General features: G+C 63.4%; 23 protein-coding genes. 12 read left to right on the top strand and 11 right to left on the bottom strand.

From position 1 onward, the window contains the following. Positions 1-30: 30 nt before the first annotated feature. Positions 31-669: a glutathione S-transferase family protein gene (locus OKW20_RS19755; protein ID WP_429174421.1), complete on the bottom strand. Its 639-nt coding sequence runs from the start codon at positions 667-669 to the stop codon at positions 31-33. Positions 670-956: 287 nt separating this feature from the next. Here OKW20_RS19755 and OKW20_RS19750 point away from each other — a divergent pair, with 287 nt between their 5' ends. Continuing rightward, positions 957-1,970: an aldo/keto reductase gene (locus tag OKW20_RS19750; RefSeq protein WP_429174420.1), complete on the top strand. Its 1,014-nt coding sequence runs from the start codon at positions 957-959 to the stop codon at positions 1,968-1,970. A 125-nt stretch (positions 1,971-2,095) separates the two neighbouring features. Here OKW20_RS19750 and OKW20_RS19745 read toward each other — a convergent pair whose 3' ends face one another. The 6 genes from OKW20_RS19745 to OKW20_RS19720 all read right to left on the bottom strand — a co-directional run bounded on the left by OKW20_RS19745 (position 2,096) and on the right by OKW20_RS19720 (position 8,131). Next, positions 2,096-2,968 carry an NAD(P)H-binding protein gene (locus OKW20_RS19745; protein ID WP_429174418.1) on the bottom strand — a complete coding sequence of 291 codons (873 nt, stop codon included), beginning with the start codon at positions 2,966-2,968 and terminating at the stop codon, positions 2,096-2,098. An 88-nt stretch (positions 2,969-3,056) separates the two neighbouring features. Next, on the bottom strand, positions 3,057-3,917 hold the full coding sequence (locus OKW20_RS19740) for a helix-turn-helix transcriptional regulator (RefSeq protein ID WP_429174416.1): 861 nt from the start codon (positions 3,915-3,917) through the stop codon (positions 3,057-3,059). 107 nt (positions 3,918-4,024) lie between these two features. Further along, positions 4,025-4,966 (bottom strand): HlyD family secretion protein, encoded by a 942-nt coding sequence (locus OKW20_RS19735; RefSeq protein WP_429174414.1) that lies wholly within the window; start codon positions 4,964-4,966, stop codon positions 4,025-4,027. Then, entirely contained in the window at positions 4,963-5,250 is a 288-nt protein-coding gene (locus tag OKW20_RS19730; RefSeq protein ID WP_429174413.1) for a DUF3302 domain-containing protein, read from the bottom strand. The genes OKW20_RS19735 and OKW20_RS19730 overlap by 4 nt, the downstream gene beginning before the upstream one ends. Positions 5,251-5,358: 108 nt before the next feature. After that, entirely contained in the window at positions 5,359-6,861 is a 1,503-nt protein-coding gene (locus OKW20_RS19725) for a M81 family metallopeptidase (RefSeq protein ID WP_429174411.1), read from the bottom strand. A gap of 496 nt (positions 6,862-7,357) precedes the next feature. Beyond that, positions 7,358-8,131, bottom strand: coding sequence for a transporter substrate-binding domain-containing protein (locus tag OKW20_RS19720; RefSeq protein ID WP_429174409.1), 774 nt, complete (start codon positions 8,129-8,131; stop codon positions 7,358-7,360). A gap of 258 nt (positions 8,132-8,389) precedes the next feature. Between OKW20_RS19720 and OKW20_RS19715 the strand changes: the two genes are divergently transcribed. The 3 genes from OKW20_RS19715 to OKW20_RS19705 all read left to right on the top strand — a co-directional run bounded on the left by OKW20_RS19715 (position 8,390) and on the right by OKW20_RS19705 (position 11,242). Beyond that, a complete protein-coding gene (locus tag OKW20_RS19715; protein WP_429174407.1) occupies positions 8,390-9,301 on the top strand; it encodes a LysR family transcriptional regulator in 912 nt (303 codons plus the stop codon). A gap of 129 nt (positions 9,302-9,430) precedes the next feature. Then, the gene (locus tag OKW20_RS19710; RefSeq protein WP_429174405.1) at positions 9,431-9,607 is read left to right on the top strand and encodes a hypothetical protein; all 177 of its coding nucleotides are present in this window, start codon (positions 9,431-9,433) and stop codon (positions 9,605-9,607) included. A gap of 372 nt (positions 9,608-9,979) precedes the next feature. After that, on the top strand, positions 9,980-11,242 hold the full coding sequence (locus OKW20_RS19705; RefSeq protein WP_429174404.1) for a RelA/SpoT domain-containing protein: 1,263 nt from the start codon (positions 9,980-9,982) through the stop codon (positions 11,240-11,242). Positions 11,243-11,413: 171 nt separating this feature from the next. On the opposite strand, the gene OKW20_RS19700 is transcribed toward OKW20_RS19705, so the two are convergent. Continuing rightward, the gene (locus OKW20_RS19700; protein ID WP_429174402.1) at positions 11,414-13,372 is read right to left on the bottom strand and encodes an elongation factor G; all 1,959 of its coding nucleotides are present in this window, start codon (positions 13,370-13,372) and stop codon (positions 11,414-11,416) included. A 354-nt stretch (positions 13,373-13,726) separates the two neighbouring features. On the opposite strand from OKW20_RS19700, the gene OKW20_RS19695 reads away from it, so the two are divergent. Beyond that, positions 13,727-14,407 (top strand): glutathione S-transferase family protein, encoded by a 681-nt coding sequence (locus OKW20_RS19695; protein ID WP_429174400.1) that lies wholly within the window; start codon positions 13,727-13,729, stop codon positions 14,405-14,407. 12 nt (positions 14,408-14,419) lie between these two features. Here the strand turns inward: OKW20_RS19695 and OKW20_RS19690 are convergent, their stop codons facing one another. Both OKW20_RS19690 and OKW20_RS19685 read right to left on the bottom strand, forming a co-directional pair. Then, positions 14,420-14,923, bottom strand: coding sequence for a hypothetical protein (locus tag OKW20_RS19690; RefSeq protein ID WP_429174399.1), 504 nt, complete (start codon positions 14,921-14,923; stop codon positions 14,420-14,422). Positions 14,924-15,151: 228 nt separating this feature from the next. Continuing rightward, on the bottom strand, positions 15,152-16,129 hold the full coding sequence (locus tag OKW20_RS19685) for a SphA family protein (RefSeq protein ID WP_429174397.1): 978 nt from the start codon (positions 16,127-16,129) through the stop codon (positions 15,152-15,154). Between the two features lie 325 nt (positions 16,130-16,454). Here OKW20_RS19685 and OKW20_RS19680 point away from each other — a divergent pair, with 325 nt between their 5' ends. Together OKW20_RS19680 and OKW20_RS19675 are read left to right on the top strand one after the other, a co-directional pair. Then, complete coding sequence (locus OKW20_RS19680; protein ID WP_429174395.1) at positions 16,455-17,510, top strand: aldo/keto reductase; 1,056 nt, start codon at positions 16,455-16,457, stop codon at positions 17,508-17,510. Between the two features lie 196 nt (positions 17,511-17,706). Then, positions 17,707-19,464, top strand: coding sequence for an adenylate/guanylate cyclase domain-containing protein (locus OKW20_RS19675; protein ID WP_429174393.1), 1,758 nt, complete (start codon positions 17,707-17,709; stop codon positions 19,462-19,464). A gap of 226 nt (positions 19,465-19,690) precedes the next feature. Here OKW20_RS19675 and OKW20_RS19670 read toward each other — a convergent pair whose 3' ends face one another. Further along, positions 19,691-20,314: a hypothetical protein gene (locus tag OKW20_RS19670; protein ID WP_429174392.1), complete on the bottom strand. Its 624-nt coding sequence runs from the start codon at positions 20,312-20,314 to the stop codon at positions 19,691-19,693. 174 nt (positions 20,315-20,488) lie between these two features. Between OKW20_RS19670 and OKW20_RS19665 the strand changes: the two genes are divergently transcribed. From OKW20_RS19665 to OKW20_RS19645, 5 genes are all read left to right on the top strand, one after another. Beyond that, positions 20,489-20,893 (top strand): antitoxin Xre-like helix-turn-helix domain-containing protein, encoded by a 405-nt coding sequence (locus OKW20_RS19665; protein ID WP_429174391.1) that lies wholly within the window; start codon positions 20,489-20,491, stop codon positions 20,891-20,893. Further along, on the top strand, positions 20,890-21,594 hold the full coding sequence (locus tag OKW20_RS19660; RefSeq protein WP_429174390.1) for an RES family NAD+ phosphorylase: 705 nt from the start codon (positions 20,890-20,892) through the stop codon (positions 21,592-21,594). Before OKW20_RS19665 ends, OKW20_RS19660 begins: the two co-directional genes overlap by 4 nt. A 433-nt stretch (positions 21,595-22,027) precedes the next feature. After that, the gene (locus tag OKW20_RS19655) at positions 22,028-22,468 is read left to right on the top strand and encodes a GNAT family N-acetyltransferase (RefSeq protein WP_429174388.1); all 441 of its coding nucleotides are present in this window, start codon (positions 22,028-22,030) and stop codon (positions 22,466-22,468) included. Positions 22,469-22,584: 116 nt separating this feature from the next. Next, entirely contained in the window at positions 22,585-22,863 is a 279-nt protein-coding gene (locus OKW20_RS19650) for a GrpB family protein (protein WP_429174387.1), read from the top strand. After that, positions 22,818-23,219 (top strand): GFA family protein, encoded by a 402-nt coding sequence (locus tag OKW20_RS19645; RefSeq protein WP_429174385.1) that lies wholly within the window; start codon positions 22,818-22,820, stop codon positions 23,217-23,219. Before OKW20_RS19650 ends, OKW20_RS19645 begins: the two co-directional genes overlap by 46 nt. Positions 23,220-23,301: the final 82 nt, after the last annotated feature.

Genomic DNA, 23,301 nt, shown 5'->3' with positions numbered 1-23,301 from the left:
ACCCGCGCAGGCTGCCCGACGATCCGCCCGTCAAGCCGGAAGCGGCGGCATCTCGGGCGCGGCGAGCCCGCGGAAAGGGTCGCGCCAGGTCTCGATCTCGCCCAGGTGCCCGGCCCAGCGCGCAAGCGCCGGATAGTCCGCGATCGGCAGCCGCGCCGCGTCGTTGTAGGGCAGGAACGTCGCCATGCGGAAATCGGCATAGGAAATGCTATCGCCCAGCAGCCAGGCACGGCCGGAAAGCTCTTCCTCCAACAATCGCGCCGCCCTGTGAAAGACCCTCAACCCCTCCTCCACCATCGCCTCTTCGCAAGGGCCGATGCCGTAGCGCAGCTTGGTGCCGCGCTCCCAATGCACCATGTCGCAAGCCTTCACGAAGTTCTCCTTGCCCCAGCTGATCCAGCGGATCATCTCCGGCTCGTCGTCATCCCTTCGCCAGAAATTGGAACCCAACTCTCGGGAAAGAAAGCAGGCGATCGCATCCGCCTCCCAGAGCGCCCGACCGGGACGCTCCAGGATCGGCAGAAGCAGGTTGGGATTGAGCGGCCGATAGCGGTCCGCCTGCCCCGGCGCCAACGGCTCGGCAAATTCGAAGGCGACCTCGGCGTTTAGAAACCGCGCCGTTGCAACGGCCAGACGCGGATTGGGGTTTCGGCTGAAATAAAGCTTCATGCGGCGTCGCTCCCTGTTACACTTCATGAAGACGAACGAAGGCGGCGTTTGCCGACAGCCGGAAACAACAAAAATCGGCGATCGCGGCGAAAGCCGGCGACCGGCGATGGATAGCCGCCGATGCGGTTTCCAGCCAGCCATCTGTGAATTCGTTTCTCAATTCCTGCGAAATCCGCCTGCCTAATGCCGATCCACAGCCCGACCTATCTCTCTGCCCGACAGCGATGCCTCACCGATCGCAGCACCGCACATCAACACCTGGCATTCAACAGCAAAGGACAGGACACATGACACTCAAGGATATTCTGCCCGGCAAGCTCGGCTTCGGCGCAGCCCCGCTCGGCAACATGTTCCGCGAAATCCCCGAACAGGAAGCGCTCGGCACCGTCGAGGCCGCCTGGAACGACGGCATCCGCTATTTCGACAACGCCCCCTTCTACGGCGCCGGCCTTGCCGAGATCCGCATGGGCGAGGCGCTCGCCGGACGCCCGCGTGACGAATACGTCATCAGCACCAAGGTCGGCCGCGTGATCCTCGACGAGATCGAGGATGTCAGCGCCCGCGACCTCGGCGAGAAGGGCGACGTCTTCCGCTACGGCCGCCCCAACAAGATCGTCAACGACTACACCCATGACGCGACGCTGCGCTCGATCGAAGACAGCCTCAAGCGCCTGAAGACGGACCGGATCGAGATCGCCTTCGTCCACGATGTCGCTCAGGATTTCTACGGCGACGAATGGCTCGACGTCTTCGAGACCGCACGCAAGGGCGCCTTCAAGGCACTCGACAAGTTGCGCGACGAGGGCGTGATCAAGGCTTGGGGGCTCGGCGTCAACCGGGTCGAGCCGATCGAACTGCTGCTGGCGCTCGAAGGCCCCCGCCCCGACGGCTTCCTGCTTGCCGGCCGCTATACCCTGCTGGACCATGACCGGGCGCTGCAGCGCGTCATGCCCGAAGTCACCAAGCGCGGCCTCGGCATCGTCGTCGGCGGCCCCTACAGCTCCGGCGCGCTCGTCGGCGGCCCGAACTTCGAATATGCGCCGGCGACGCCCGCCATCCTCGACAAAGTCGCGCGCATTAAGGCGATCGCCGACCGTCACGGCATCTCGATGAAGGCGGCCGGCCTGCAGTTCTCGCTCGCCAACCCCGCGGTCGCCGCCGTCATCCCGGGCGCCAGCCAGCCTTCCCGCATCGCCGAAGACCGCGCCGCCCTCAACGAGACCGTTCCGGCCGACTTCTGGCGGGACCTGCGCGCAGCCGGCCTCGTCAACCCGGAGGCGCCGCTGCCGATTGCCGGCTAAGCAATTCCAGGAAAAGTGCACAGCGGTTTTCCGTCAGGAATTGCATCGTCTAGCCAAGCAATTCCAGGAAAAGTGCAAAGCGGTTGTCCGTCAGGAATTGCGTCGGTACGAAACCTTGAAACCCATCAGGCCGGCACGAGGGGCCTCAGAGCCTCGACCAATCCTGTCGTTCCGTACCGAACCTCGCCACCCGGCTCGACGTCGATCAGACCGCCCTTGTTGTGGGCGTCGTAGAGATCGACCAGAAGTCGGGCGGTGCTTGCGCTCAAGGCCCGTTCCAGCGCCCCCTGCCACGCGCCGCGCGGCACCGCCTGGGCCGTGATCGTACGCCCGAGCAACTGGCCCAGGGCCGCGGCCACGTCGCTGGGGCTATAGCGGCGCGGTCCCTCGACATGCACGATCTGCTCCGACGTCTCCGCGCCCGGGCGGCGGAGCAGGTCCGCAGCCATGCGCCCCACGTCTCCGGTCGAAACGGCGGCAAAGGTCCGCTCCACCGGATGATGCAGGCTCGGAAGGGCACCGGTCGCGATCGCCGCCGGGATGCTGCGCGCCCAGCCATCCATATGCTCGGCCGATCGCAGCAAGACCTTGGGCATGTCGAGCCGGCGAAGCTGCTCCTCGAAGAGACGGAAGACGGTGGGCATGCCGATATCCTCGGGCACATGGGCGCCATAGTCGGAGATCGCCAGCACCCGTTTCGGCCGCGCCTGCGCCAGCGCCTCGACCATGCTCTCGGTGAGCGCACGCATTTCCGCTCTGGCATCTTCGGCCCTGAGCGGCGGCGGCAGGATGATCTGCACGGCCTCGGCTTCCGCCAGAGCCGCGCCGAGCGCTGCCGTGTCACGCAAATCGGCAAAGGCGACGTCGCAGCCGATCGCCTGCAATGGACCGGCCTTTGCCGGATCGCGCAGCACTGCCCGCACCGGCAGCCCCTCCGCGCGCAGGGCCGACGCCGTTGATGTCCCGACCTTTCCGGCCGCTCCGAGAATGACGAACATGATCTTTTTTCCTTGCTGAAGACGGGCAAGGCATAGGGATCACGCGGAACCCGGTCGCACAGAATCGGCCAGGATTTTGCAGCTTCGGTCAGATTTCGCCGGAGCGCCGCATGATTGCGCCCGGCGTCTCGCCGAGCAGCCGGCGCATGGTCGAGGCCATATGGCTTTGATGGGAAAAGCCCGCAGCGACCGCGATTTCGCTCGCCGGCAGGCTCGTCGTGGTCATAAGCGCGCGGGCAAATTCCACACGGCGACGGATGACATATTGATGCACCGGCATGCCGGTGCTGTTGCGAAAGAGGATCTTCAGCCGCGTGGCACTCAGGCCCGCGACCGCGGAGAGATCGGCCAGATGAAGCCGCTGGTCTAGATGGGTCTCGATGTACTCGGTCAGCACCCGCAACTGCCGCGCCGAGAGCTTGGGTTCGCTGCGCCCTTGCGCCCGCGCGCCGCCGGTCGCGCTTTCGATCAGCCGGACGGCAAGCGCATTGGTGAGAAGATCGACATAGAGCGGATCGGACGGCGTCTCTGCTTCGAGATCCGCCTTGATCGCCCAGCCGATCGCCTCGAGCCTGATATCGCGCACCTGCATCTGCGGCAGCAGCTCGACGCTTTCCCGCCCGAGATCCGCCGCCACGCCATCGAGCAGCGCGCGCGAGAAACTCAGCCTGAGGATCCGACAGTCCGCATCGTCCTCCCATGAACCGTCGACGCCAGCGGGCACGATATCGATATCCCCCGGCTTCTGCACCCGTCGCATGCGCCGCCCGCCGCAGCGGCAATCGGCGTTGACCGGCGGGCCGAAATGCATGCCCAGCCGATGCATGTCGCCGCCGGGCACATGCACCAGCCCACGCGGAATATGGATGAAATCAGCCGAAAGCCCACGCCACGCCCGTCCGGCGCTCGTGAACAGAACCTGCGGCGTCTGGATTGCGGAAAGTGTCATGATCTGTCGCCGTCCTCATCCGGGTTTGCGGACGCCATGCTACGTCCCAAGCGGTCACCGAACAACCACGCGCAAAAACCTGCGGACGACAAAGGATCGGAACGGGATCAGAACGGATTGACGTAGTTGGTGATCGCGATCTGGCGCAAGAGCACCCGGCGGATCACGTGCGCCGCCTTCACCCGCTCGGTAAAGATCGCCGCATCGCCCGTGGCGCCGGCCGGCAGCCGTGCGGCGAAAGCCTGGTCGTCGAGCTTCACCCGGACGATGAACGGCGCGGCCGAAAGCGCCTCCGGCGTCACCGCCGTGCCGGACACCCGCGCCTGCCCGGAGGCGATCGCCTGCAGCACGCTTTCGACCGTGCCGGTGTAGGTCTCGCCGGGCGCGAACTTGAAGGTCGCCTCCACCATCTGGCCGGGCTTGATGTAGCGCGCGTCGATCTGGTTGATCTCGACCCCGATGATCGTCTCGGACGTGTCGATGAAGGCCATGGCCGGCGACAGCGGCAGCGTCGTCACGCGCGCGCCCTTGCGCAGTGCAAGGTTGGTCACGTAGCCATCGGCCGGCGCCCGAACCGTCGTCTTGCCGAGGTCCCATTCGGCGCTGCTGATCTGCGCCTTCAGATTGTCGACCTCCGCCTGGCGCTGCTGGACGTCGAATTCGGTCGCCGCATCGCGCGACTGCAGCGTCGTCATCTGCGAAAGCCGGAGCTCCTGCAGCGACAACTGTGCCTGCAGCGCATCCACCTTCGCCTGGTAGGGCACGGGATCGATGCGGAAGAGCACGTCGCCGGCCTTGAGCGGAACGTTGGAAACGACCGGCACCTCCAGCACCTCGCCTGAGACATCGGGCACGATCGCGACCGAATTGCGCACCACCAGCGCCTCGCCCTGCGGCGCGCCCCAGTTCATCGGAATGAACAGGCCGACGAGGAGCAACAGGAACACGATCGCCGGCGATACCTTCCAGAAGAGATTGAAAGTGACGATCCTGAGCTTCACCAGGAGGAAGAGGATCGCCAGATAGACGTTGAAGAGAAAGACGATCATGGCTGGGGGGCCTCGCTCGCATGAACGTCACCGGCGGGGACAGCAGCCGGATGCGGCCCGATCGGACGCGGCACATCCACATAGGCCCAGATGAGCGCGATCGGCCACAGCGCGAAGCCGAGGAACAGCGTCACCCAGCCCGCGACATTGACTGCCTCGCTCCAGGGATGATTGCGCCTTTTCGCGATCGAGCCCGGCAGCATGGCGAGAAAGATCAGGACCGCGACCGTGCTGACGATCAGCACGATCAGCACGATCCAGGCGAAGAGATCGATGAAGCTCATGAGGTTCCGCTCCGTTCTTGACCGGAGGCTAGACCCGGACCTCGGGTGCGCGGAAGTACGTAACAGTTACCGCGTGCGCCCAGTCACCTCGAGCGAAGGAACACAGCCTCAGCCGAATTCACCCCGGTCCAACGGATAGACCGGTCGCCGCACGCGCTGGAAATTGCGCGCGCCGATATTGGCGCTGCTGAGGCCGGTGCCGTCGATCTCGACGATGTTGGCTGCGATCGGGCCGAAAGCGGCGCGGAAATGCTGCTGCGACTTGACGACGACGATCTGGTAGTCGGACGGTTCGATGCCGACGGCGCGGAAGAGGTTGCGGTCGAGCATCTGCTGGCGCTCGCTGCAGATGAGGATGTCGATGCCTTCGACGTGAAAGCGCACGCTCGCCCCCATGGTCGCCGGCAGGCCCTGAAACATCGGCCCCTCGAAGACGATCCTGCCGTCCGAAATCGCCTCCACCCTGCCCTTGACCTTGATCGGCCCGCCGCCGACTTGCGGATCGATCTTGCAGCCAAGCGTCACTTCGCGTGTCGCGCCGATGCCGGCGGCGATCAGCTCGGCCACGACTTCCGGATCGCAGAGCGCGCCGAAAGCCGCGTTTCCGACGCCGATCTCCAGCAGCCGGGCGAGCACGCAGGTGGAATCGCTGTAGGCGCCGCAGCCGGGATTGTCGGAGAAGTCGGCGATCACCAGTGGCCCGGCCCTATCTTTCGCTGAATGCGCGGCGACGATGCCGGGCAGCGCGTCGAGCGGCAGCTGCACATCCTGATGCTCGCGCCGGTCCCAGATCTCGCGGCAAAGCCTCTCGGCCTCCGCTTCCGCCTCTTCGGGCGCCACCCGCTTGAGGTCGTAGCAGATGACGGCCGAAGGGCCGGTGTTGAAGATATCGGCATCGTAGAAGCCGGCATTGATCGAGGTCGCGAGCATGCCGTCGCGGGCCGCGATCCCGTCGGCAATCTCGAGCAGCTCGGTCATGGCGCAGGCATGCGTCGTGCGCCCGTCATTGCAGCCGTTCAGCATCGGCGGCTGGCGGATGGCAAGCGCCGGGCGGATTTCGCCGCGCATGGCGCGGTTCAAGAGCCCGCCTGCCTTGTGGGCGCATTCGGCCATGTCAACATGCGGATAGGTGCGAAAGGAGACGGCGATATCGAGCAGCCCTGCCATCTCGGGTGCGGAATTGGCGTGCAGGTCGAAGGTCGCGGCAATAGGCAGGTCCGCCCCGACGAGGCCGCGCACCACCTCCAGAAGCTGGACCTGCGCGTCGTCGGCCGTCTGCGTGCACATGGCGCCATGAAAGACGATGAACACGCCGTCGAGCTTTTCGCCATCAAGCGCGCTTGTCAGATCGGCGACGAAGCGCTGCCGCATCGCTTCCTCGATCCTGCCGCCGGGCTCGGCCCGCGCCGCCACCGTATAGACCGGCTGCCAACCATAGCGATCGCAGCAGTCAATGAAGCCGCCGATCTCCGAATTGGTGCCGCGGCAATGGCTCTCGATCTCGGCCCCGACGAAATAGTGGCACGCCTCGAAATCCCGAAACCCGGTCTTGAGCTTCGAAAACGTATTGGTTTCCTGGTTGAATTCGAGAACGGCGACCCTGAAGCTCATCGCATGCACTTTCATTTTCGGATTGGAGAAGGAGACGGGCGCCGGGGAAAACGCGAAACCCCGGCGCCCGCCTGTTCGCCGGCCGCGCGATGCGCCGGCAGGCGAATTCTGTGTGACTGGGCTGCCCCTAAGGTTCGGCATCGCCCCTTACTCATCTTGAGGAGGAGACCGCCCCTCATACATATCCTGAGAGCGAGACTGCCCTTCAACGCATCTCGAGAGGGAGGCTGCCCCTCACGCATCTTTGGAGGGAGGCTGCCCCTCACCCTAACCCTCTCCCCGCAGGCGGGGAGAGGGAACGAGAGCGAGCCATCCACCGATCACCTCAATCACGCCCCACTGGAGAAAGCCGCAAACGTGTCAGATTCGGGCGAGCGGGCGCCGCACCGTTCCTTCTCCCCGCGCGCGGGGAGAAGGTGGCCGGCAGGCCGGATGAGGGGCAGAACCACAAACCTCGGCAAGCGCGACCGCAAACCTCAGCGGGCGCGCGTCACCCTCAGCGGAAATACTCGCTCGTCGTCTTCGGCTTCGCCATGATGTCGAAGTCGAAATACTGCTTGCGGATCTTGTCGTAGGTGCCGTTTTCCATGATCGTCTTCAGGCCGGCATTGAGCTTGGCGAGCAGTGCTTCGTCGCCCTTGCGCACCGCCATGGCGTTGCCCTCGGCCGTATCGAGCACGAAGCTGTCGCCGATGAAGGCGCAGCAACCGCTCTCTTCCTTGGCGAGCCACTCGGTAAAGGCCATCTGCCCTTCGAGGATCAGGTCGAGTCGGCCGTTCTCCATGTCGAGAAACACCTCGCTCATCGTCGGATAGAGCTTCACTTCGCTTTCGGGAAAGAACTGCTGCAGCGCCTCGACGGCGACCGAGCCCGACTGCGTGCCGATCACCTTGCCCTTCAGCGCCTCGGGCGAGATGTCCTTGAGGCCCAGATCCTTGCGGGCGACGAAGCGCATGGCATTGAAATAATATGGCTTGGTGAAGTCGACCTGCGTCTTGCGATCCGGATTGATCGCCATCGAGGCGATCATCACGTCGAACTTCTTGGCCTGAAGTGCGGGAATGATGCCCGCCCATTCGTTGGTGCTCCAGACGCAATCCGCCTTGATCTCGGCGCAGACGGCCTGGCCGATATCGTAGTCGAAGCCTTTGATCTCGCCGGCGGCGGTCACATAGTTGAACGGCGCGTAGTCGCCCTCGGTGCCGATCGCCAGCGTCTCGGCCTTGGCTGCGCCGGTCGCAAGCAGCGCCGCAAGCGCAGACATGGTCATGAACTTCTTTATCATCTCGCTCCCTCTGTCCTTCCCTTCGACCGGGCAGGCAGCCTCAGCCGCAGCGGCGTTCGGGTCGCACCCGACATGCCCCTATGCGCGGAACTGCCTGTGTTTTCGGTCGATTTCAGTTTTCGTTTTGCTTTATTATGCTTCGACAATGCGGGAGCAAGCTGCCCTTCGCAATGTGAAAGAAATCATTCCAGCCATCGAAAAAATTCATGCTAGGCTGCCGGCGACCCAGACCCGGAGAAGCGGATGCGTGATCTGCCGAGCCTCAAATCCCTGCGCGCCTTCGAGGCGGCCGCGCGCAACGGCAGCTTGACGGCGGCGGCCGACGAGCTCTGCATCGGCCAGGGCGCGATCAGCCACCAGATCCGCAACCTGGAGCTCAATCTCGGCCTTCGGGTTTTCGTGAGAAAACAGCACGGTGTCGAACTGACGCCGGAGGGCGGGCTGCTCTACGCCTCCTGCCAGCGCGCCTTCGACGATCTCGAAGGCGTCGTCCAGCACATCCGCCCACGCACGAGCGACAAGATCCTGCGGGTCCGGGTCGGGCCGTTCTTTTCGATGAAGGTGATCGCGCCGCGCATCTCGGAGTTCCTCACCGCCAATCCCGGCGTGCAGATCCACCTCTCCCACCTCGAAACGATCACCGCCGGCACCGGCCCGGCCGATGTCACCATCGCCTACTGCCTGCAGCCGCCGGCCGGACGCTTCACCCGCAAGCTGCTGCGCGAACGCCTGGTGCCCGTCTGCGGCCGCGACCTTTGGCAAGAAGACAGGCAAGCGCTGCTGTCCGGCAACCGGCTGCATTATCGCGGCCTTCAGGAATGGCAAAGCTGGATCGCCTCTTCGGGCCTGGCGCTGCCGCGCAGCCGCCAGGACCTGATCTTCGACGACCAGCACATCATCCTCGAAGCGGTGAAGGAGGGCCAGGGCGTGGCGCTGATCGACCGCACCATGGCGGAACACGAGTTCAAATCCGGCCAGATCCGCCTCGCCCACGATCATTTCTACGAGCCGCCCGAAACCTACCAGTTCGTCTGCCACGAAGACCTCCTGCGCACCAAACCGGTGACGAAGGCCTTCCTCAACTGGCTGATCGCCGAGATCGAGGAGCGCGAGCGGCGCAGTGTGGTGGCGATGCGGGGGGCCGAAATCACTTAGCTGTCGGCAGCCCGGCCCCAGCTCTTCGTCGACACGCGTTATCAACGCCGGGTCGAGTCTGATCCTCAGGATCCGGCAGTCCGCGTCATCCTCCTAGGAACCCGCGATGCCCGCCAGAACGATGTCGATATGGCCAGCCTTCTGCACCCGCCGCAACCGCCGCCCGCCGCACCGGCAATCGGCCTTGACCGGCGGACCGAATTGCAGGGCCAGCCGATGCATCTCATCGCCCAGCACATGAACGCGGCCACGCGAAATATGGATGAAATCGGCAAGATGCCGCCTCCCCCCCGCCGGCGCTGGTGACGAGGATTGTGGGCGCGGAAGGCGATGGCGAGGAAAGCGTCATGGGGGCAGCCACTCACATCCAAATGGAATAGTGCACGCTAGCTTGCGGTTGCGGACACAACAAGCCCCGATGCTGCAACTAGGCCGACTCCCTCTCAGAAGGGGTTAGCTGAGTTACGCTCACGTATTCGTCGCATCGGGTAGAACCAGAACCCTTGTGCGTGACAGTTCCAATGTCTGGATGAGACTGAAGATCCCCCTCCATGTTCGGGCAAAGCTGATCACAATTTAACGCCTTACTTTTTCTTCCTCGTCCTTCATGTACTAGACGACAGCCACAACCTAGAATATTCACCACTATATTGCGACATCCACAATGATCGGTGATCTATGGCATCGAAGTCCCAGATTGATAAAGCAGGAACAATTCTAAGCGACGCAACGCGCGAATACGATGAACGCTCGCTTGAGTTGGAGTATATTTTCGAAGACTATCGAAAGAAACACTTGGAACCCCTAACGAGGCTTACACTAGAAATTCAGGAGTGGCTCCAATCTTACGATCAAAAATACTATATTGCCCAGAGATTAAAACGGCGCCCTCAAATACTTAGAAAATTGCGACGACTCAGCGTTCGACTAACTCAGTTACAAGATATCGGTGGATGCAGAATAATTGTCGATAAAAACTCGGATGTCGATTCCCTAATAACATTCATAAGATCAAAAATAGCTGATTCAGGCTTTGCTGCTATAATCCGTGAAACAGATTACAGAGAATTGGGACGCGATGATACCGGTTACAGAGCATATCATATCATACTGGAAATATCCGGCTGTCGAACAGAGCTACAGTTGCGTAGTAGAATTCAACACTATTGGTCAGAAAGCATTGAAAGAACATCTGTAATTTACGGCAAGCGCCTGAAAGAGAAGGAAGGAAGAGCAGAAATAATAGAATATTTCAAATCATTTTCAAACGCTCTTCACTCAATAGAGACAAATCAGCATATCGACAGCTTTGAGGAAATACAGCTGCAACAAAAAAGAGAGGTTGCAGAATACTATATATCTGAGGCAAGTGACGGAAAGAACCTGGGAGGACACGTCAATTCTGACATCGTCAGAACCATGGCAGAAAGCGAAGCACAACGATCAGAGAGACTAAACAACTGGATACTGATTTTCGATTGGAATGATGGAAATTTCGTTCTCTGGGATGCGGTCGGCAGAAATGCCGACGAAGCGATTTCAGCATACTCTCGATATGAAGCGCAGTTTCCAGAAGAAGACAAGTACGAGGTTGTATTAATTGGGACATCCGACATCACAACGGTTCCCCACACCCATAGCCATTATTTCGGAATCGAGCACCACAACATCGCTCTCGAATCGATGGAGGCGTCCATTATAGGATGGGCAAAGCGAAGTGAACTCGACGTTGGAGCACGAAGAATTCTATTCACAATGAAAAGACGAAAGTATTGGGGAAAAAATTCTATTAAAATATCAACCCTGAAGAATCACTTCTGTCAGAACGTAGCTACATTTGATTCATCACTTGTTGAGCTTAGACAAAGGGGGCTTATACTTGGAGACGACCCAATTTCCTTGGACATTAAAATGAGTAAAGAGATAAACGCGTTCGCATAGGCGCGCATGGAATACCACGCACCGCAAAACGAATTGCTTCGCGCTGAGCAGAGATGTTGTTTGGATTTTACAACGACGATCGCTTCGTCGACTGGCAGCACGTTGACGGCGCAAGCGAAATCACGCCGTCACAGCCAGTATATCCGAGGGCTACTTGGGACGAGCCACCCCTCACCCCGCCTGCTGCGCCCCATGGGCGTGGATCACCGCATCCGCCTCCTTGCCGTAGAGCTCCTCGAAATGATCGAAGCTCTTGGAGAAATAGCCGATCCCTTGCGTCGCTGCCCTTAGCGTCCGGGCGAGATCGTCGAGGGCTGATCCCGGCACCAGGGCGCGAAAGATGTCCCAGCCCTTGGCGGTCTCGTCACGGTCGAAGCCGAGCACCTGGCCCTTGTAGGTGGAGACGATCGGCACCAGGCTGCCGGAATAGATCGACGGGATGTGGATTTCGACGCGGATGACCGGCTGCATCAGAACCGCGGACGCCTGCGACAGCGCCTGGCGCACACCCATCTTGGCGGCCGCGCGGAAGGCGAAGTCGTTGCTGTCGACCGCATGGTGCTGGCCGTCGGTCAGGGTCACGCCGACATCGATCACCTGAAAGCCGAGCGGACCCTTCTCCATCGCTTCGCGCGCGCCGGCCTCGATCGCCGGGATGAAGTTGCGCGGCACAGCCCCGCCCTTCACCGTCTCGGCGAAGGAGAAACCGGCGCCGCGCTCATTCGGGTGCACGCTGAGCTTGACGTCGGCAAACTGCCCGGCCCCACCGGTCTGCTTGCGGTGGCGGTAGTGCACATCAGACGGTTTCAGCACCGTCTCGCGATAGGTCGGGCTCGGCGGCCGGTCGGTGACGCCGACATGGAAAACGTCGGCGAGCGTCTTGCAGAGGTCGCGCAGGTGCATCGGCCCCTGCACGCAGACGAGCTGCGCGCCGCTGCCTTCCTCCTGCATGACCGCGAGTGCGCGGTCGGTCTCGGCGAGCTTGGCGAGCGTGCCCGAAAGCTTGGTCTCGTCGCGCTCGCTGTCGGGCACCAATATGCGCACCAGCATCGGCGTCGGCGGCGCCGTCCAGTCCGGCGCCTCGGCACTGGTGTTGGCGGCAAGCAGCGCCGGCACCGGCAGGTGGTCGGCCTTGACGGCGGCAAAGATTGCGCCCGCCTCTGGCGTGGCGTTGGGCAGCGGCTTGCCGGTCGCCGGGTCCTGCAGCGAGCCGAGGCTGCCGCCGCCAAGCGTCGCGCCCTGCTTGATGCCTGCGGTCAGCGCCCTGACCAGCACGGTCTTGCCGACATTTGCCTTGTGATAGGCGTGGAAGCTGACGGCTGAAAGGGCGTTCTCGGCGATCGGGCCGGCCTCGGCCAGTCTCTTTCGCAGCGCATCGACCTGAGGCGCCTCATGGCGCAGCGCCTTCATCAGCCGCATGATGCCGTTGGCGTGGCTTGCCGCACCCACCAGCACCGGAATGATGCGGTTTTCCTTCAACAGCCGCGTGGAGATCGCATAGATCGTATCGTTGGCCGGCGCCCGGTCCTCGATCAGCTCTTCCAGCAGCCAGTCGTCGAATTCCGAGAAATGTTCGAGCAGCTCGGCCCGCGCCTCCTTTTCCCGATCCATCACCGTGTCGGGGATTTCGATCAGCGCCGAGGTCTGCCCCTCGCGGTATCGCCAGGCGCGTTCGGAGATCAGGTCGCAGGTGCCGACGATCTTGTCGCCCTCGCGGATGGGCACCTGGCGCAGGAGCAGCATGTGGCCGGAATAATCCTGAAGCGCTGCTATCACGTCGCGCAGCCGCCCCTGCGGCTCGTCCATGCGGTTGATGAAGAGAATGCAGGGCGTGCCCGACGCCTCGATCGCCTTCAGGTAGGGCGCGGCCAGCACCGCCTCCTCCGGCACCGGCGAAACGCAGAGCACACAGGCGTCGCTGGCGATCAGCGCGTGCTGCGCGTGGCCCAGGGCCTCGGTGCCGCCGGGTGCGTCGAGCGCGCACCAGGGCTCATTGCCAAATTCGAATTCCGTGAGGTTCAATCCATAGGGTGAAGCGGCTTTTCGAGAGGCCCCCTCCAGACCGGCCAGCTTGTCTACCAGCGTGGTTTTTCCGGTCTGCGAGGGCCCTAGTACCGTGAAGCAGCGCATCGGCAATCCTCCCCTGTCGCGATGACGACGGGCGCCGAGCGTTGCGACGCCCTCGTTCTATTAATTCTAGGGCAGCTTTTGCGCTTTCAATGGTCGCCGGGCACGATGGCGGCAAGTCTTTGCGCTTCTGCCCCCGTTTCCGGCGCTAACCGCTTGGAATCCATCAGCATGGCGTCCCCAAAAAATCGGCGCGCTTCCAGCGCGGCTGCCGCCGTTCACCGCTGCGCCCCCAGATCTTTTGGTCCTCACCCCTCGAAAACCGATTGCAAAACAGGACCGGTTTTGCAATAAGCGGGCCCGTAAAGACCTGACGACCGATCCGCAAGCGTCCCTTCCGCACTGGAGACTACGCGCATGTCCCTCACGCTTTACCAGCACCCGCTCGCTTCCTTCTGCCACAAGGTGCTGATCGCGCTTTACGAAAACGAGACCCCGTTCAAAAGCAGCCTGGTCGATCTGCTCGACCCGGAAGAAGCGGCCCGCTTCGCGGCGCTCTGGCCGGTCGGCAAGATGCCGGTCTTGACCGACAGCGCCCGCGACGTGGTGATGCCGGAGACGTCGATCATCATCGACTATCTCGACCACCACTATCCGGGCCGCCAGCGGCTGATCCCCGATGATCCCGACACGGCCCTGAAAGTCCGGCTCTGGGATCGCTTCTTCGACAATTACATCCACGTGCCGATGCAGAAGATCGTCACCGATACGCTGCGCGCCGAGGGCGAAAACGACACCCGCGGCGTTGCCGATGCCCGCGCAGCACTGGCTCTGGCCTACGGCATGGCCGACAAGCACTTCGCCACGCATGCTTTCGCCGCCGGCGATGCCTTCAGCCTTGCCGATTGCGCCGCCACGCCGGCGCTCTTTTATGGCGGCATTGTCGAGCCCTTCGATGCGGCACATCCGCATCTTTCGGCCTATTTCGAGCGGCTGCTCGAACGCGCGTCCGTGCGCCGCGTGCTCGCCGAGGCGCGCCCCTATTTCCACATGTTCCCCTACCGGAACCTGATGCCGGAGCGGTTCTTCGAGATGTAGATGCGGGTTGCGTCAGTTGTCGGCGCGGTACCGCCTTGGATCGGCCTGCTGCTCCAGCCACATGGCGTTTTCAAACAGCACCCGCTCGTCGGAAACGCCGCGACGGAACTGGCCCGTGATGTGGCGGGCCAGCCGGTCGGCGCGCTTGCCGTAGCGCGGGATGCTGCACCAGATGCAGACGCGGTCGAAAGTGCGCTGCAACATGTCAAGATCGTCAGGGCCGATCTGACTGTCCGGTTCGCGTGCAATCTCCTGCATTGAAACCTCCTGGCTGCCATAGACGGGCGTGCCGGCATCCGTTTGCGCCGCCGACCGCAGGTCTAAACCGATCATGTATTTGAGGGCACCGCTCTCGCGGATGCCTCGCTGGTAGCAACTGAAGATGCGTCTTGCGATTGCCTCCGCCATCACGCAGTCGCGCGAAAGTCCGCGCTCGAGCAGGATCTCTGCGAAAACCTGCTCTATTCTGTTCATGTCGTGTGGGAGAAGCGCCTGTGGGCTGGCGGTGGAATACATCGCGCGACCTCCTGAACTGGGGCGAAAGCGCAATGATCTTCCAGCCGCCGGGGCCCGTATCACTGCCCAGCGATGGCGGCAGTATGCGCCGTTCGGGAGATAAAGCAACGTCGCCACAGGCGAACCCTGCCGCGGGCGATCGTTTCGCCCCGGACGGTAATCATGCATTGCCCTCGTCCCGCCGGCCGAAAACGGCGCCGGCGGACGAAAGGGAAGCCCGGTTCGGGCCTACTTCACCTGTGCCGGCGGCGTGCCGATCGGGAAGGCGATGGTGACGAAGCCGGCGGTGCCCTCCGGCCGGTTCTTGGCGCCGAATTCCTGGAACACCTTGAGCGTCAGCGACACCGGCGTCTCGGCCATCTTGAAATTGTAGCCCATGGTGCCGCCGATCGCCGCAATGCGGCCCTTGAACGGACCGAGCCTTGCGCCCGCGCCACTGTCGCCCGTTACCTGCTGGTAGAAGTAGCCGGCGACACCGGCGGAGAATTCGGGGCTGAAGTGCTGGGTCACCGCCCATTCCGCGTGGAATTCCGTACCCGTCCGGTAGTCCGTCGCCGGGTTCTCGCCGTTGAAGGTGAAGCCCGCGGCACCGGAGATGTCGAGACCGGTTTCCGGGTTGAACCAGGTGCCGGCGAAGGTGAAGTCGCCCGCCCAGCGGTTGAACGAGAGATTGGCAAGCTGCCCCTTCTGGTAGTCGCCGATCGGCACGTTGACGGTGGCGTTCGCCGTCCAGTGGAAATCGCCCTCATGCCAGCCGAGAACCGCGCCGAATACGGGATCGCCGATGGTAAAGACGGAATCGCTGACCGAGGCCGAGCGGCCGGCCCCCGGCGCCGACAGCGTCGCATCGACGGTCGGCCCGCCAAAGGGCACGATAGCGGTGAAGCCGAGATTGCCGCCGAGCACTTCCTCGGGCATGACCCAGAGGCCGGTGACGAAATCGGCAACGAGCTTCGCATCGACTTCGCCGACGATCTCGCCGCCGAGCGGAAGCTGCTTGTTGCCCTTGAGCTCGCCGAAATAGAAATAGGTGTCGTTCTGGACATAGGTTCCGGGCGGCGCCAGCAGGCCGGCCATCGGGCCGCGCGCACCCAGGAGATAGAACCCCGCGCCGTTTTCGGCCGCATTCGCCGTCAAAGGTGCAACAACGCAGCCCAGACCGGCAACGATCGCCGATGCGGACAGCAGACGCTTTACAACGCTCATCGAGTGATTCCCCTCATCTCTCGACCAAACGATAACATTTTGCCGTTCCCAAGCCAGCCCTAAGAAACCGGAGCCGAAACAACCGCAACATCCGATTGCAGAGTGTTGCAGGTCTACACACCCTGCCCGCGCACGAACGCCGCGCCCATGCGATCGCCCTTGATTGCCCTCGTGATCGCCCATGTGATCGCCACTCGCACGCGTCCCGTGACCCGCCTCCTGACCCGCCCCTTGGCCACCTCTTGACCGCCCCCATCGCCATCGGCTTTCATCGCGGGCCAAGGCTTCTCCTCCCGCTCCGCGCACCAGCAAAGGATCAGAGACCATGGAATACCGGCTGCTCGGCCGTTCCGGCCTGAAAATCTCTGTGATCACCATGGGCACGATGACCATCGGCGGCCGCGGCAAGTTCGCCGAGGTCGGCAATGTCGGGCTGAAGGAGGCGCGCCGCTATGTCGATCTCTGCCTCGATGCCGGCGTCAACCTGATCGACACCGCCGACATCTATTCGACCGGCCATTGCGAGGAGATCATCGGCGAGGTGCTCGGCGGCAAGCGCAAGAACGGCGTGCTCGTCGCCACCAAGGCGCGCTTTTCCATGGGCCCCGGCCCCAACGACGGCGGGCTGTCGCGCCAGCACCTGATCGCCGCCTGCGAGGCGAGCCTGAAGCGGCTGAACACCGACGTCATCGATCTCTATCAGGTGCATGAATGGGACGGCCTCACACCGCTCGAAGAGACGATGGAGGCGCTCGACAGCCTCGTTCGCAGCGGCAAGGTCCGCTACATCGGCTGCTCCAATTATTCCGGCTGGCACATCATGAAGGCGCTTGGCGTCAGCGCGCTCGAAGGCCGCCAGCGCTTTGTCAGCCAGCAGATCCACTACACGCTCGAGGCGCGCGAGGCCGAATACGAGCTGATGCCGATCGCGATCGACCAGGGGCTCGGCGTGCTCGTCTGGAGCCCGCTTGCTGGCGGCCTGCTCTCCGGCAAGCACCGGCGGAACGAGACGCCCGAAGGCACCCGCCAGCTCGCCGGCTGGAAGGAACCACCGATCCGCGACGAGGAGCGGCTGTGGAAGATCGTCGACATGCTCGTGGCCATCGCCGGCGAGCGCGACGTGTCGCCGGCGCAGGTGGCGCTCGCCTGGCTGATCGGCCGCAAGGGCGTGACATCCGTCATCATCGGCGGCCGCACAGAGGCCCAGTTCGCCGACAACCTCGCCGCCGCCGGCCTGAAGCTCTCCGATGAGGAACGCGAACTGCTCGACGCCGTCAGCCTGCCACCGGTCATCTATCCCTACTGGCACCAGCTCTGGACCGCCAAGGACCGGCTCGGCGAAGCGGACCTGTCGTTGCTCGGGCCGTATGTAAGAGAATAGCGCCCGATCAGGCTCGCCAACGCTTCGTCGGCATCGTGGATGCAAGCCCCATCGAAGGCGGCACTCGTGAAGCGTCGCCATGGAACCGCCTGAGTGGTATCATGTGCCGGCACGGTCGCGGTGTCGGGCAGCCGGATGGTGCATCCCGTCAATCGCCTGGGCTTCATGCGGCGGATCTCCTGAGGGGGAGACAGCCATGGCACCTGCAAGAGCGGAGCGGCGGCTGGCCGCGATCCTGGCCGCTGACGTCGTCGGCTATTCCCGCCTCGTCGAACAGGACGAGGCCGGGACGTTGTCGGCTCTCAAGGCTCTGCGCCGGGAGCTGATTGATCCGCTGCTCGCCGAACACCAGGGCCGCATCGTCAAGCTGATGGGCGACGGCGCGCTCGTCGAATTCGGCTCGGTCGTCGATGCCGTCGCCTGCGCGGTCGCCATCCAGAAACGCGTTGCCGAGGACCAGGCCGATATCCCTGCGGAGCGACGCATCGTCTTCCGGATCGGCGTCAACCTCGCGGATGTGATCCACGAGGTCGACGGCGATCTCTACGGCGATGGCGTCAACATCGCCGCCCGCCTGCAGTCCGTGGCGGATCCCGGTGGCATTTGCATTTCCGGCACGGCCTACGATCACCTCCAGGGCAAGCTTGACTGCGACTACGAGTATCTCGGGGAACGCGCGCTCAAGAACATGGACCGGCCGGTGCGGCTGTATCGCCCCCTACTGGAAAAAGCGGCCGCACGGGCGCCGCCGCCGAGGCCCGCCCTTCCTGATCGGCCGTCCATCGCCGTGCTGCCGTTCAGCGCCATGAGCGCCGATCCGGAGCAGGACTTCTTCAGCGATGGGCTGACCGAGGACATCACGACAGCGCTCTCCAAGCTCAAGGGCTTCTTCGTGATCGCCCGCAACACGATGTTCACCTACAAGGGAAAGCCGGTGGACGTGCGCGCCATCGGGCGCGAACTCGGCATCCGCTATGTTCTCGAGGGGAGTGTGCGCAAGTCCGGCAACCGGATGCGGGTGAGCGCGCAACTCATCGATGCCGCCTCCGAAGTCCATCTCTGGGCCGAGAGATACGACGGCGACCTCGGCGACATCTTCGCCATCCAGGACGAAATCACCGCAAGCGTCGTCGGCCGCATCGGGCCGGAACTGCTGGCGGCAGAGCATGCCCGCGAAAGCCCCAAGCCGCATCATGGCCTCGATGCCTGGGAATGTGTCGTGCGGGCGGTGTTCCTGTGTTCGCAACTGTCCGAGGAGAGCAGCGGGAAGATGCTGCCGCTGCTCGACCGGGCCATCACGCTGGCTCCCGGCTATGCCCAGGCGCTGGCCATGAAAGGCTGGATTACCATGTGGCGCGCCTTCCAGGGGTGGGAGGACATGGGCTACGCGCTCTCCCTTGGCAGGGATTTCGTCCAGCAAGCCATTGCCGCTGACGACAAGGAGCCGTGGACCTACCTTGCGCAGGCGATGATCGCCTTTGCAACGCGGGACAATGCGCTGGCGATGGCAGCGATCAGCCAGGCTGTCGCGATCAATCCCAACTCCGCCTTTGCCCACGGCCAGCTGGGCCTTGCGCATGCCAATGGAGGCCGCGCAGCCGACGCCATTCCTTGCATCGACTACGCCCTCAGGCTGAGCCCGCGCGAAGCCTTTCTCGGCGACTTTCAGTTTTACTACGCCATGGCGCACTTCCAGGGTGCGAATTACGAACGTGGACTGCACTACGCGCGGGAGGCGCATCGCTTGCGCTCCGGCCACGTGGTTCCGCTGATTATCGGCACCGCCTGTGCCGGGCTTCTCGACAACCGGGAGGCTGCCACGGACCTGCTCGCACGGCTGAAGTCGCTCGTTCCCGACATCTCCCGCAACGCGGTCGCAGTGACGTCGTCTTTCGTCCGCGCCGAGGACCGGGCGCGCCTGGTCGAGGGACTGGCCCGCGCCGGCCTGAACTGACCGGTTGACCGCAACAACCGGTGGCGGCGTTTGCTGCCGAATGCCGTGCTTCTTTCCAAGTCTTCGGGTTCCCCTTCATCCGCACGGCTAAGGGTTGCCCCCTCATCCGACCTGCCGGCCACCTCGGGACAAGAACTCAAGCGGCAAGAGCCACCAGGACGCCGTCCCTCAGAGGCATGGGACAAAGACACCGGCCAGACACGGACAGCGGCGAACCGAGGGCGCCCTACTTCACGGCAAAGCAGTAGAACAGCCCCTCGCCGCCGGTGCCCTTGAAGGCCTCGACCGTGCAACCGCCGCGCGTCGCGTGCGACGAGTTCCAGGATTTGGCCTCGGCGGAATCGTTCAATCCGGTGCGGTCGCTGTGGCCGACGATCGCCGAACCGTCGGCGCCACCCATCGTCCAGTTGCCGCAGGTGTCCGGTGCCGCCGTGCCGTCGGCCTTCGAGCCGGTCAGGATATCGTGGCGGTTGGGCGTGTCGCCGCGCCCGCTGATCACTTCGCCCTTTTCGTTGAGCGCCGTCTGCTTGGTCAGGTTGTTCTTGTCGCTGTGGAGCGATGCGACGTCATCGGCGATCTTCTCGCCCTTGGCGTTGTACCACGGTCCGGTGCCAATCCGGTCCTTGGCGTTCTCCGCATCCGTGGAAAGATAGGCTTTCCAGCTCTTGCCCGTCGATCCCGCCGCCTTGGCCAGTGTGTCGCAATAGGCATCCGCCCCTTGCAGGCCGCCGAGGTCACCGCCTTTTCCGGGGTTGGCGCTGGTGACGAAGAAGCTCATGCTGGTGTCCTGCGCATAGGCGGAGCCGGAACAGGCGAGTGCGAATGCGATTGCTGCAAGTGCGCGCTTCATGACTCTCTCTCCCATCAACTGTGCCCGAAAGCCTAGCGATCGCCTTCAAGGGAGTAAAATCGAATTGCCGTGATGGCAGATCTCAAGCCAGCAACCGGCTCAACCCTTGACTTTCACACGCTCGCGATCAATTTATATCATATGATACACGCGGTCGCCGCATAGGAGACATCCATGACCCTCGCACAATCGACTTTCGCGCCCGACCGGCAAGCTGCCCGGCAGGAAGAGGCTGTCATCGTCAAGGCGGTGGTGAAGGCCTGCGACCTCTGGAACCTCACCAACCGGGAGGCGGCCCAGCTCTTCGACGTGCCGATCGCCACCTGGAACCGCATGAAGGCGGGCGACTTCAAGGGCAAGCTCGACCAGGACAAGAAGATGCGCGCGAGCCTGATCGTCGGCATCTTCAAGGGCCTGCGGCTGTTCTTCAATGGGCCGCTCACCTATCAATGGCCGAAGGCGGTCAACACCGGCCCGCTGTTTTCCGGCCGCTCGCCGGTGGAGCTGATGATCGAGGGCGGCATTCCCGTGATGATGAAGGTCAGGCGCTATCTCGACGGGTTGCGCGGCGGCCTATGATCGCCCAAGCGCCCATTCCGGAAATCGACTTCAACGAGCCGGCAACCGTCCGGCTGATCTCGACCGCCTATATTGACGAGCCCGCGGTCAAGCCGCTCGCCGACGGTGACGACGAGATCGAGATCCTCAACCGGCTGGAGGCGATGACCTCGGCGCGGCTGAGCCCGCTCGCTCTGCCTGTCGGCGTCGATCCGGCCGAACTCCTGAACGAGACCTTCGGCTACGGCTGGTCGCTGATCAATGCCGCCTTCTGCCATGCCCGCCCGCCGGGCAACCGCTTCAACGGCGAGGAACGCGGCGCCTGGTACTGCGCCTTCGGCCCGCGCGCGCTTCAGACCTGCCAGGCGGAAATCGTCTATCACCGCACCCGGGCGCTCAGCGAAGCCGGCAGCTTCCACGATATCGGCCGCTACCGCGAGCTGATCGCCGGCTTCACCTGCCGCTTCCATGACGTGCGCGGCGAAAGGGATGCCGCCTATCTCTCGTCCGACACCGCCGTCGCCTACCCCGCCGGCCAGGCGCTTGCCGCCACCATCCTTGCCGAAGGCGGCAACGGCCTGATCTATCCGTCGGCGCGCGACCCCGAGGGCGAGTGCCTCGCCGTCTTCCGCCCCTCCGTCATCCAGAACGTCCGCCAGGGCCGCACCATCACCCTAGAATGGACGGGCAAGGCCGAGCCGAAGATCGTGGAAGAGACCTGAGCGGCCGACAGGACGGCCGATCCTTTCTTGCCATCGCAATGTTGCGGTAATGCACCCGTTGGAGAAGGGCTCGCTTTCCGGATTTCGGCGCCTGCAGCGGCCGGGCCGGTACGGCAGAAACTGAAGACGTATAATCAAGTTGTTATTGACGCTTAGCCAAGCTGGACGCGTGTCCCCGTGCCTCCGGTTCCTTGCCCCCAACTCCCTCGCCCGCTGACCGGGAGAGGGAACGGCAGCGGCCCGGCTCCGCCTACCCTTTGGTTTCCCTGCCCGCCCCGCAGAGGTAACCGCTCGCGCCCCCCGGCGCAGGATGTGGACGCCGAGCATGCTGCAAGGTCCCTTCTCCCCGCTCGCCCCGCGGGGAGAAGGCGACCGCAGACGGGATTGAACGGAGACCACCGCGCAAGGCCAAAGCGTCGACCACGAGGACCGAATGACGATTACACTCCTGCCCGTCGATACCGTCGATGCCGATGTCATCCGAAGGCTCGACGTTCACGAAAACCAGATAGATTTCATCGCCAGCAACGACGAATCTCTCGAAGAACTCGCCGAACGCCCCGAATGCGTCGGCTTTGCCGTGATGGCCGAAGGCGCGCCGGTGGGTTTCGCCATGTATGCGCTCGACCCCGATGACGGCAACCACTGGATCTACCGGCTGATGATCGACGCCAGCCACCAGGGCAAGGGCTATGGCGCCAAGGCGCTCGCGGCCCTCCTCGAACACATGGCCAAGATCCCCGAATGCGGCGACATCTATCTCGGCGTCTACCCGCAAAACGCCCGCGCCCACGCCCTCTACCACCGCTTCGGCTTCCGCGAGACCGGCATGGTGCTTGGCGAAGAAAAGGTCATGCGGCTCGACCGCAACTAGGCAGCGCGATCCGACATGGACCTTTCGCAGGGCCACCACTTCTACCGGCGCGACGTCAACGGCGTTCGAACCCACAAGGTCCATGTCTGCGATCAGGACATTGGCAGATTGCAAGAATGCTGCGCTTTCGCGATCTCCTTCGGCGGGATCCGGATCTCTGTGCCCGTTATCAGGCGTTGAAGCTGCATCTGGAAGCCACGAACCAGCGTGGCATCGGCGACTATCTCGCCTTGAAGGCGCCCTTCATCGACGCTGACTGGCGCTCGGGCAAGGTTGACGTCCGGCACCGATTGCGGACGCCCCGCCAACGGGGCACTATGCCGCCTCAAAACAACAGCGGGAGCGGCCCATGCTCGACGGCTCATGCCATTGCGGCAACGGAAAGTGGACATTGAAGGGCGATCCCGGCCCGATCACCGCCTGCAACTGCACGCTCTGCCACCGCTACGGCACGCTCTGGGCCTATGATTACGAAGGCGAGCGCATCGCGGTCAGCGGCGATCTCAGCGCATACACGCGGGCTGACGAGAAGGACCCGACGCTCGAAATCCTCTTCTGCCCGACCTGCGCCGGCGTCGTTGCCTGGCGCAGCCTCACGCTCGACCCACGGGGCCGCCGACGCATCGCCGTCAACGTCAGGCTGGCCGCGCTGGAGCAGGTCGCCCATCTCCCGATCGACCATTTCGACGGCTTCGACACGTTCGAGGATCTGGCGCCGGACGGCCGCTGCGTGCGCGACATGTGGGCGTAGGAGCTTGCACCACCACGAGATGGCAACCTAAGGCAAGAAGCAGTCTGGCAGCTCCAGCCTGCGCAACGGCTGCAATCAAAGC

It is taken from the genome of Ensifer sp. LBL (genome assembly GCF_050435225.1).
Lineage (GTDB): Bacteria > Pseudomonadota > Alphaproteobacteria > Rhizobiales > Rhizobiaceae > Ensifer.
This window is presented reverse-complemented; position numbering and strand designations above follow the sequence as displayed.

Excerpts from the sequence above, each read along its gene's own strand:
- OKW20_RS19700 (WP_429174402.1), bottom strand. The coding sequence starts at position 13,372 with ATGCGCTGCTTCACGGTACTAGGGCCCTCGCAGACCGGAAAAACCACG.
- OKW20_RS19715 (WP_429174407.1), top strand. The coding sequence starts at position 8,390 with ATGCGTGATCTGCCGAGCCTCAAATCCCTGCGCGCCTTCGAGGCGGCC.
- OKW20_RS19710 (WP_429174405.1), top strand. The coding sequence starts at position 9,431 with ATGGCCAGCCTTCTGCACCCGCCGCAACCGCCGCCCGCCGCACCGGCA.
- OKW20_RS19660 (WP_429174390.1), top strand. The coding sequence starts at position 20,890 with ATGATCGCCCAAGCGCCCATTCCGGAAATCGACTTCAACGAGCCGGCA.
- OKW20_RS19650 (WP_429174387.1), top strand. The coding sequence starts at position 22,585 with ATGCTGCGCTTTCGCGATCTCCTTCGGCGGGATCCGGATCTCTGTGCC.
- OKW20_RS19745 (WP_429174418.1), bottom strand. The coding sequence starts at position 2,968 with ATGTTCGTCATTCTCGGAGCGGCCGGAAAGGTCGGGACATCAACGGCG.
- OKW20_RS19680 (WP_429174395.1), top strand. The coding sequence starts at position 16,455 with ATGGAATACCGGCTGCTCGGCCGTTCCGGCCTGAAAATCTCTGTGATC.
- OKW20_RS19750 (WP_429174420.1), top strand. The coding sequence starts at position 957 with ATGACACTCAAGGATATTCTGCCCGGCAAGCTCGGCTTCGGCGCAGCC.
- OKW20_RS19645 (WP_429174385.1), top strand. The coding sequence starts at position 22,818 with ATGCTCGACGGCTCATGCCATTGCGGCAACGGAAAGTGGACATTGAAG.
- OKW20_RS19665 (WP_429174391.1), top strand. The coding sequence starts at position 20,489 with ATGACCCTCGCACAATCGACTTTCGCGCCCGACCGGCAAGCTGCCCGG.
- OKW20_RS19735 (WP_429174414.1), bottom strand. The coding sequence starts at position 4,966 with ATGATCGTCTTTCTCTTCAACGTCTATCTGGCGATCCTCTTCCTCCTG.
- OKW20_RS19690 (WP_429174399.1), bottom strand. The coding sequence starts at position 14,923 with ATGTATTCCACCGCCAGCCCACAGGCGCTTCTCCCACACGACATGAAC.
- OKW20_RS19755 (WP_429174421.1), bottom strand. The coding sequence starts at position 669 with ATGAAGCTTTATTTCAGCCGAAACCCCAATCCGCGTCTGGCCGTTGCA.
- OKW20_RS19695 (WP_429174400.1), top strand. The coding sequence starts at position 13,727 with ATGTCCCTCACGCTTTACCAGCACCCGCTCGCTTCCTTCTGCCACAAG.
- OKW20_RS19670 (WP_429174392.1), bottom strand. The coding sequence starts at position 20,314 with ATGAAGCGCGCACTTGCAGCAATCGCATTCGCACTCGCCTGTTCCGGC.
- OKW20_RS19725 (WP_429174411.1), bottom strand. The coding sequence starts at position 6,861 with ATGAGCTTCAGGGTCGCCGTTCTCGAATTCAACCAGGAAACCAATACG.
- OKW20_RS19740 (WP_429174416.1), bottom strand. The coding sequence starts at position 3,917 with ATGACACTTTCCGCAATCCAGACGCCGCAGGTTCTGTTCACGAGCGCC.
- OKW20_RS19655 (WP_429174388.1), top strand. The coding sequence starts at position 22,028 with ATGACGATTACACTCCTGCCCGTCGATACCGTCGATGCCGATGTCATC.
- OKW20_RS19685 (WP_429174397.1), bottom strand. The coding sequence starts at position 16,129 with ATGAGCGTTGTAAAGCGTCTGCTGTCCGCATCGGCGATCGTTGCCGGT.
- OKW20_RS19675 (WP_429174393.1), top strand. The coding sequence starts at position 17,707 with ATGGCACCTGCAAGAGCGGAGCGGCGGCTGGCCGCGATCCTGGCCGCT.
- OKW20_RS19730 (WP_429174413.1), bottom strand. The coding sequence starts at position 5,250 with ATGAGCTTCATCGATCTCTTCGCCTGGATCGTGCTGATCGTGCTGATC.
- OKW20_RS19720 (WP_429174409.1), bottom strand. The coding sequence starts at position 8,131 with ATGACCATGTCTGCGCTTGCGGCGCTGCTTGCGACCGGCGCAGCCAAG.
- OKW20_RS19705 (WP_429174404.1), top strand. The coding sequence starts at position 9,980 with ATGGCATCGAAGTCCCAGATTGATAAAGCAGGAACAATTCTAAGCGAC.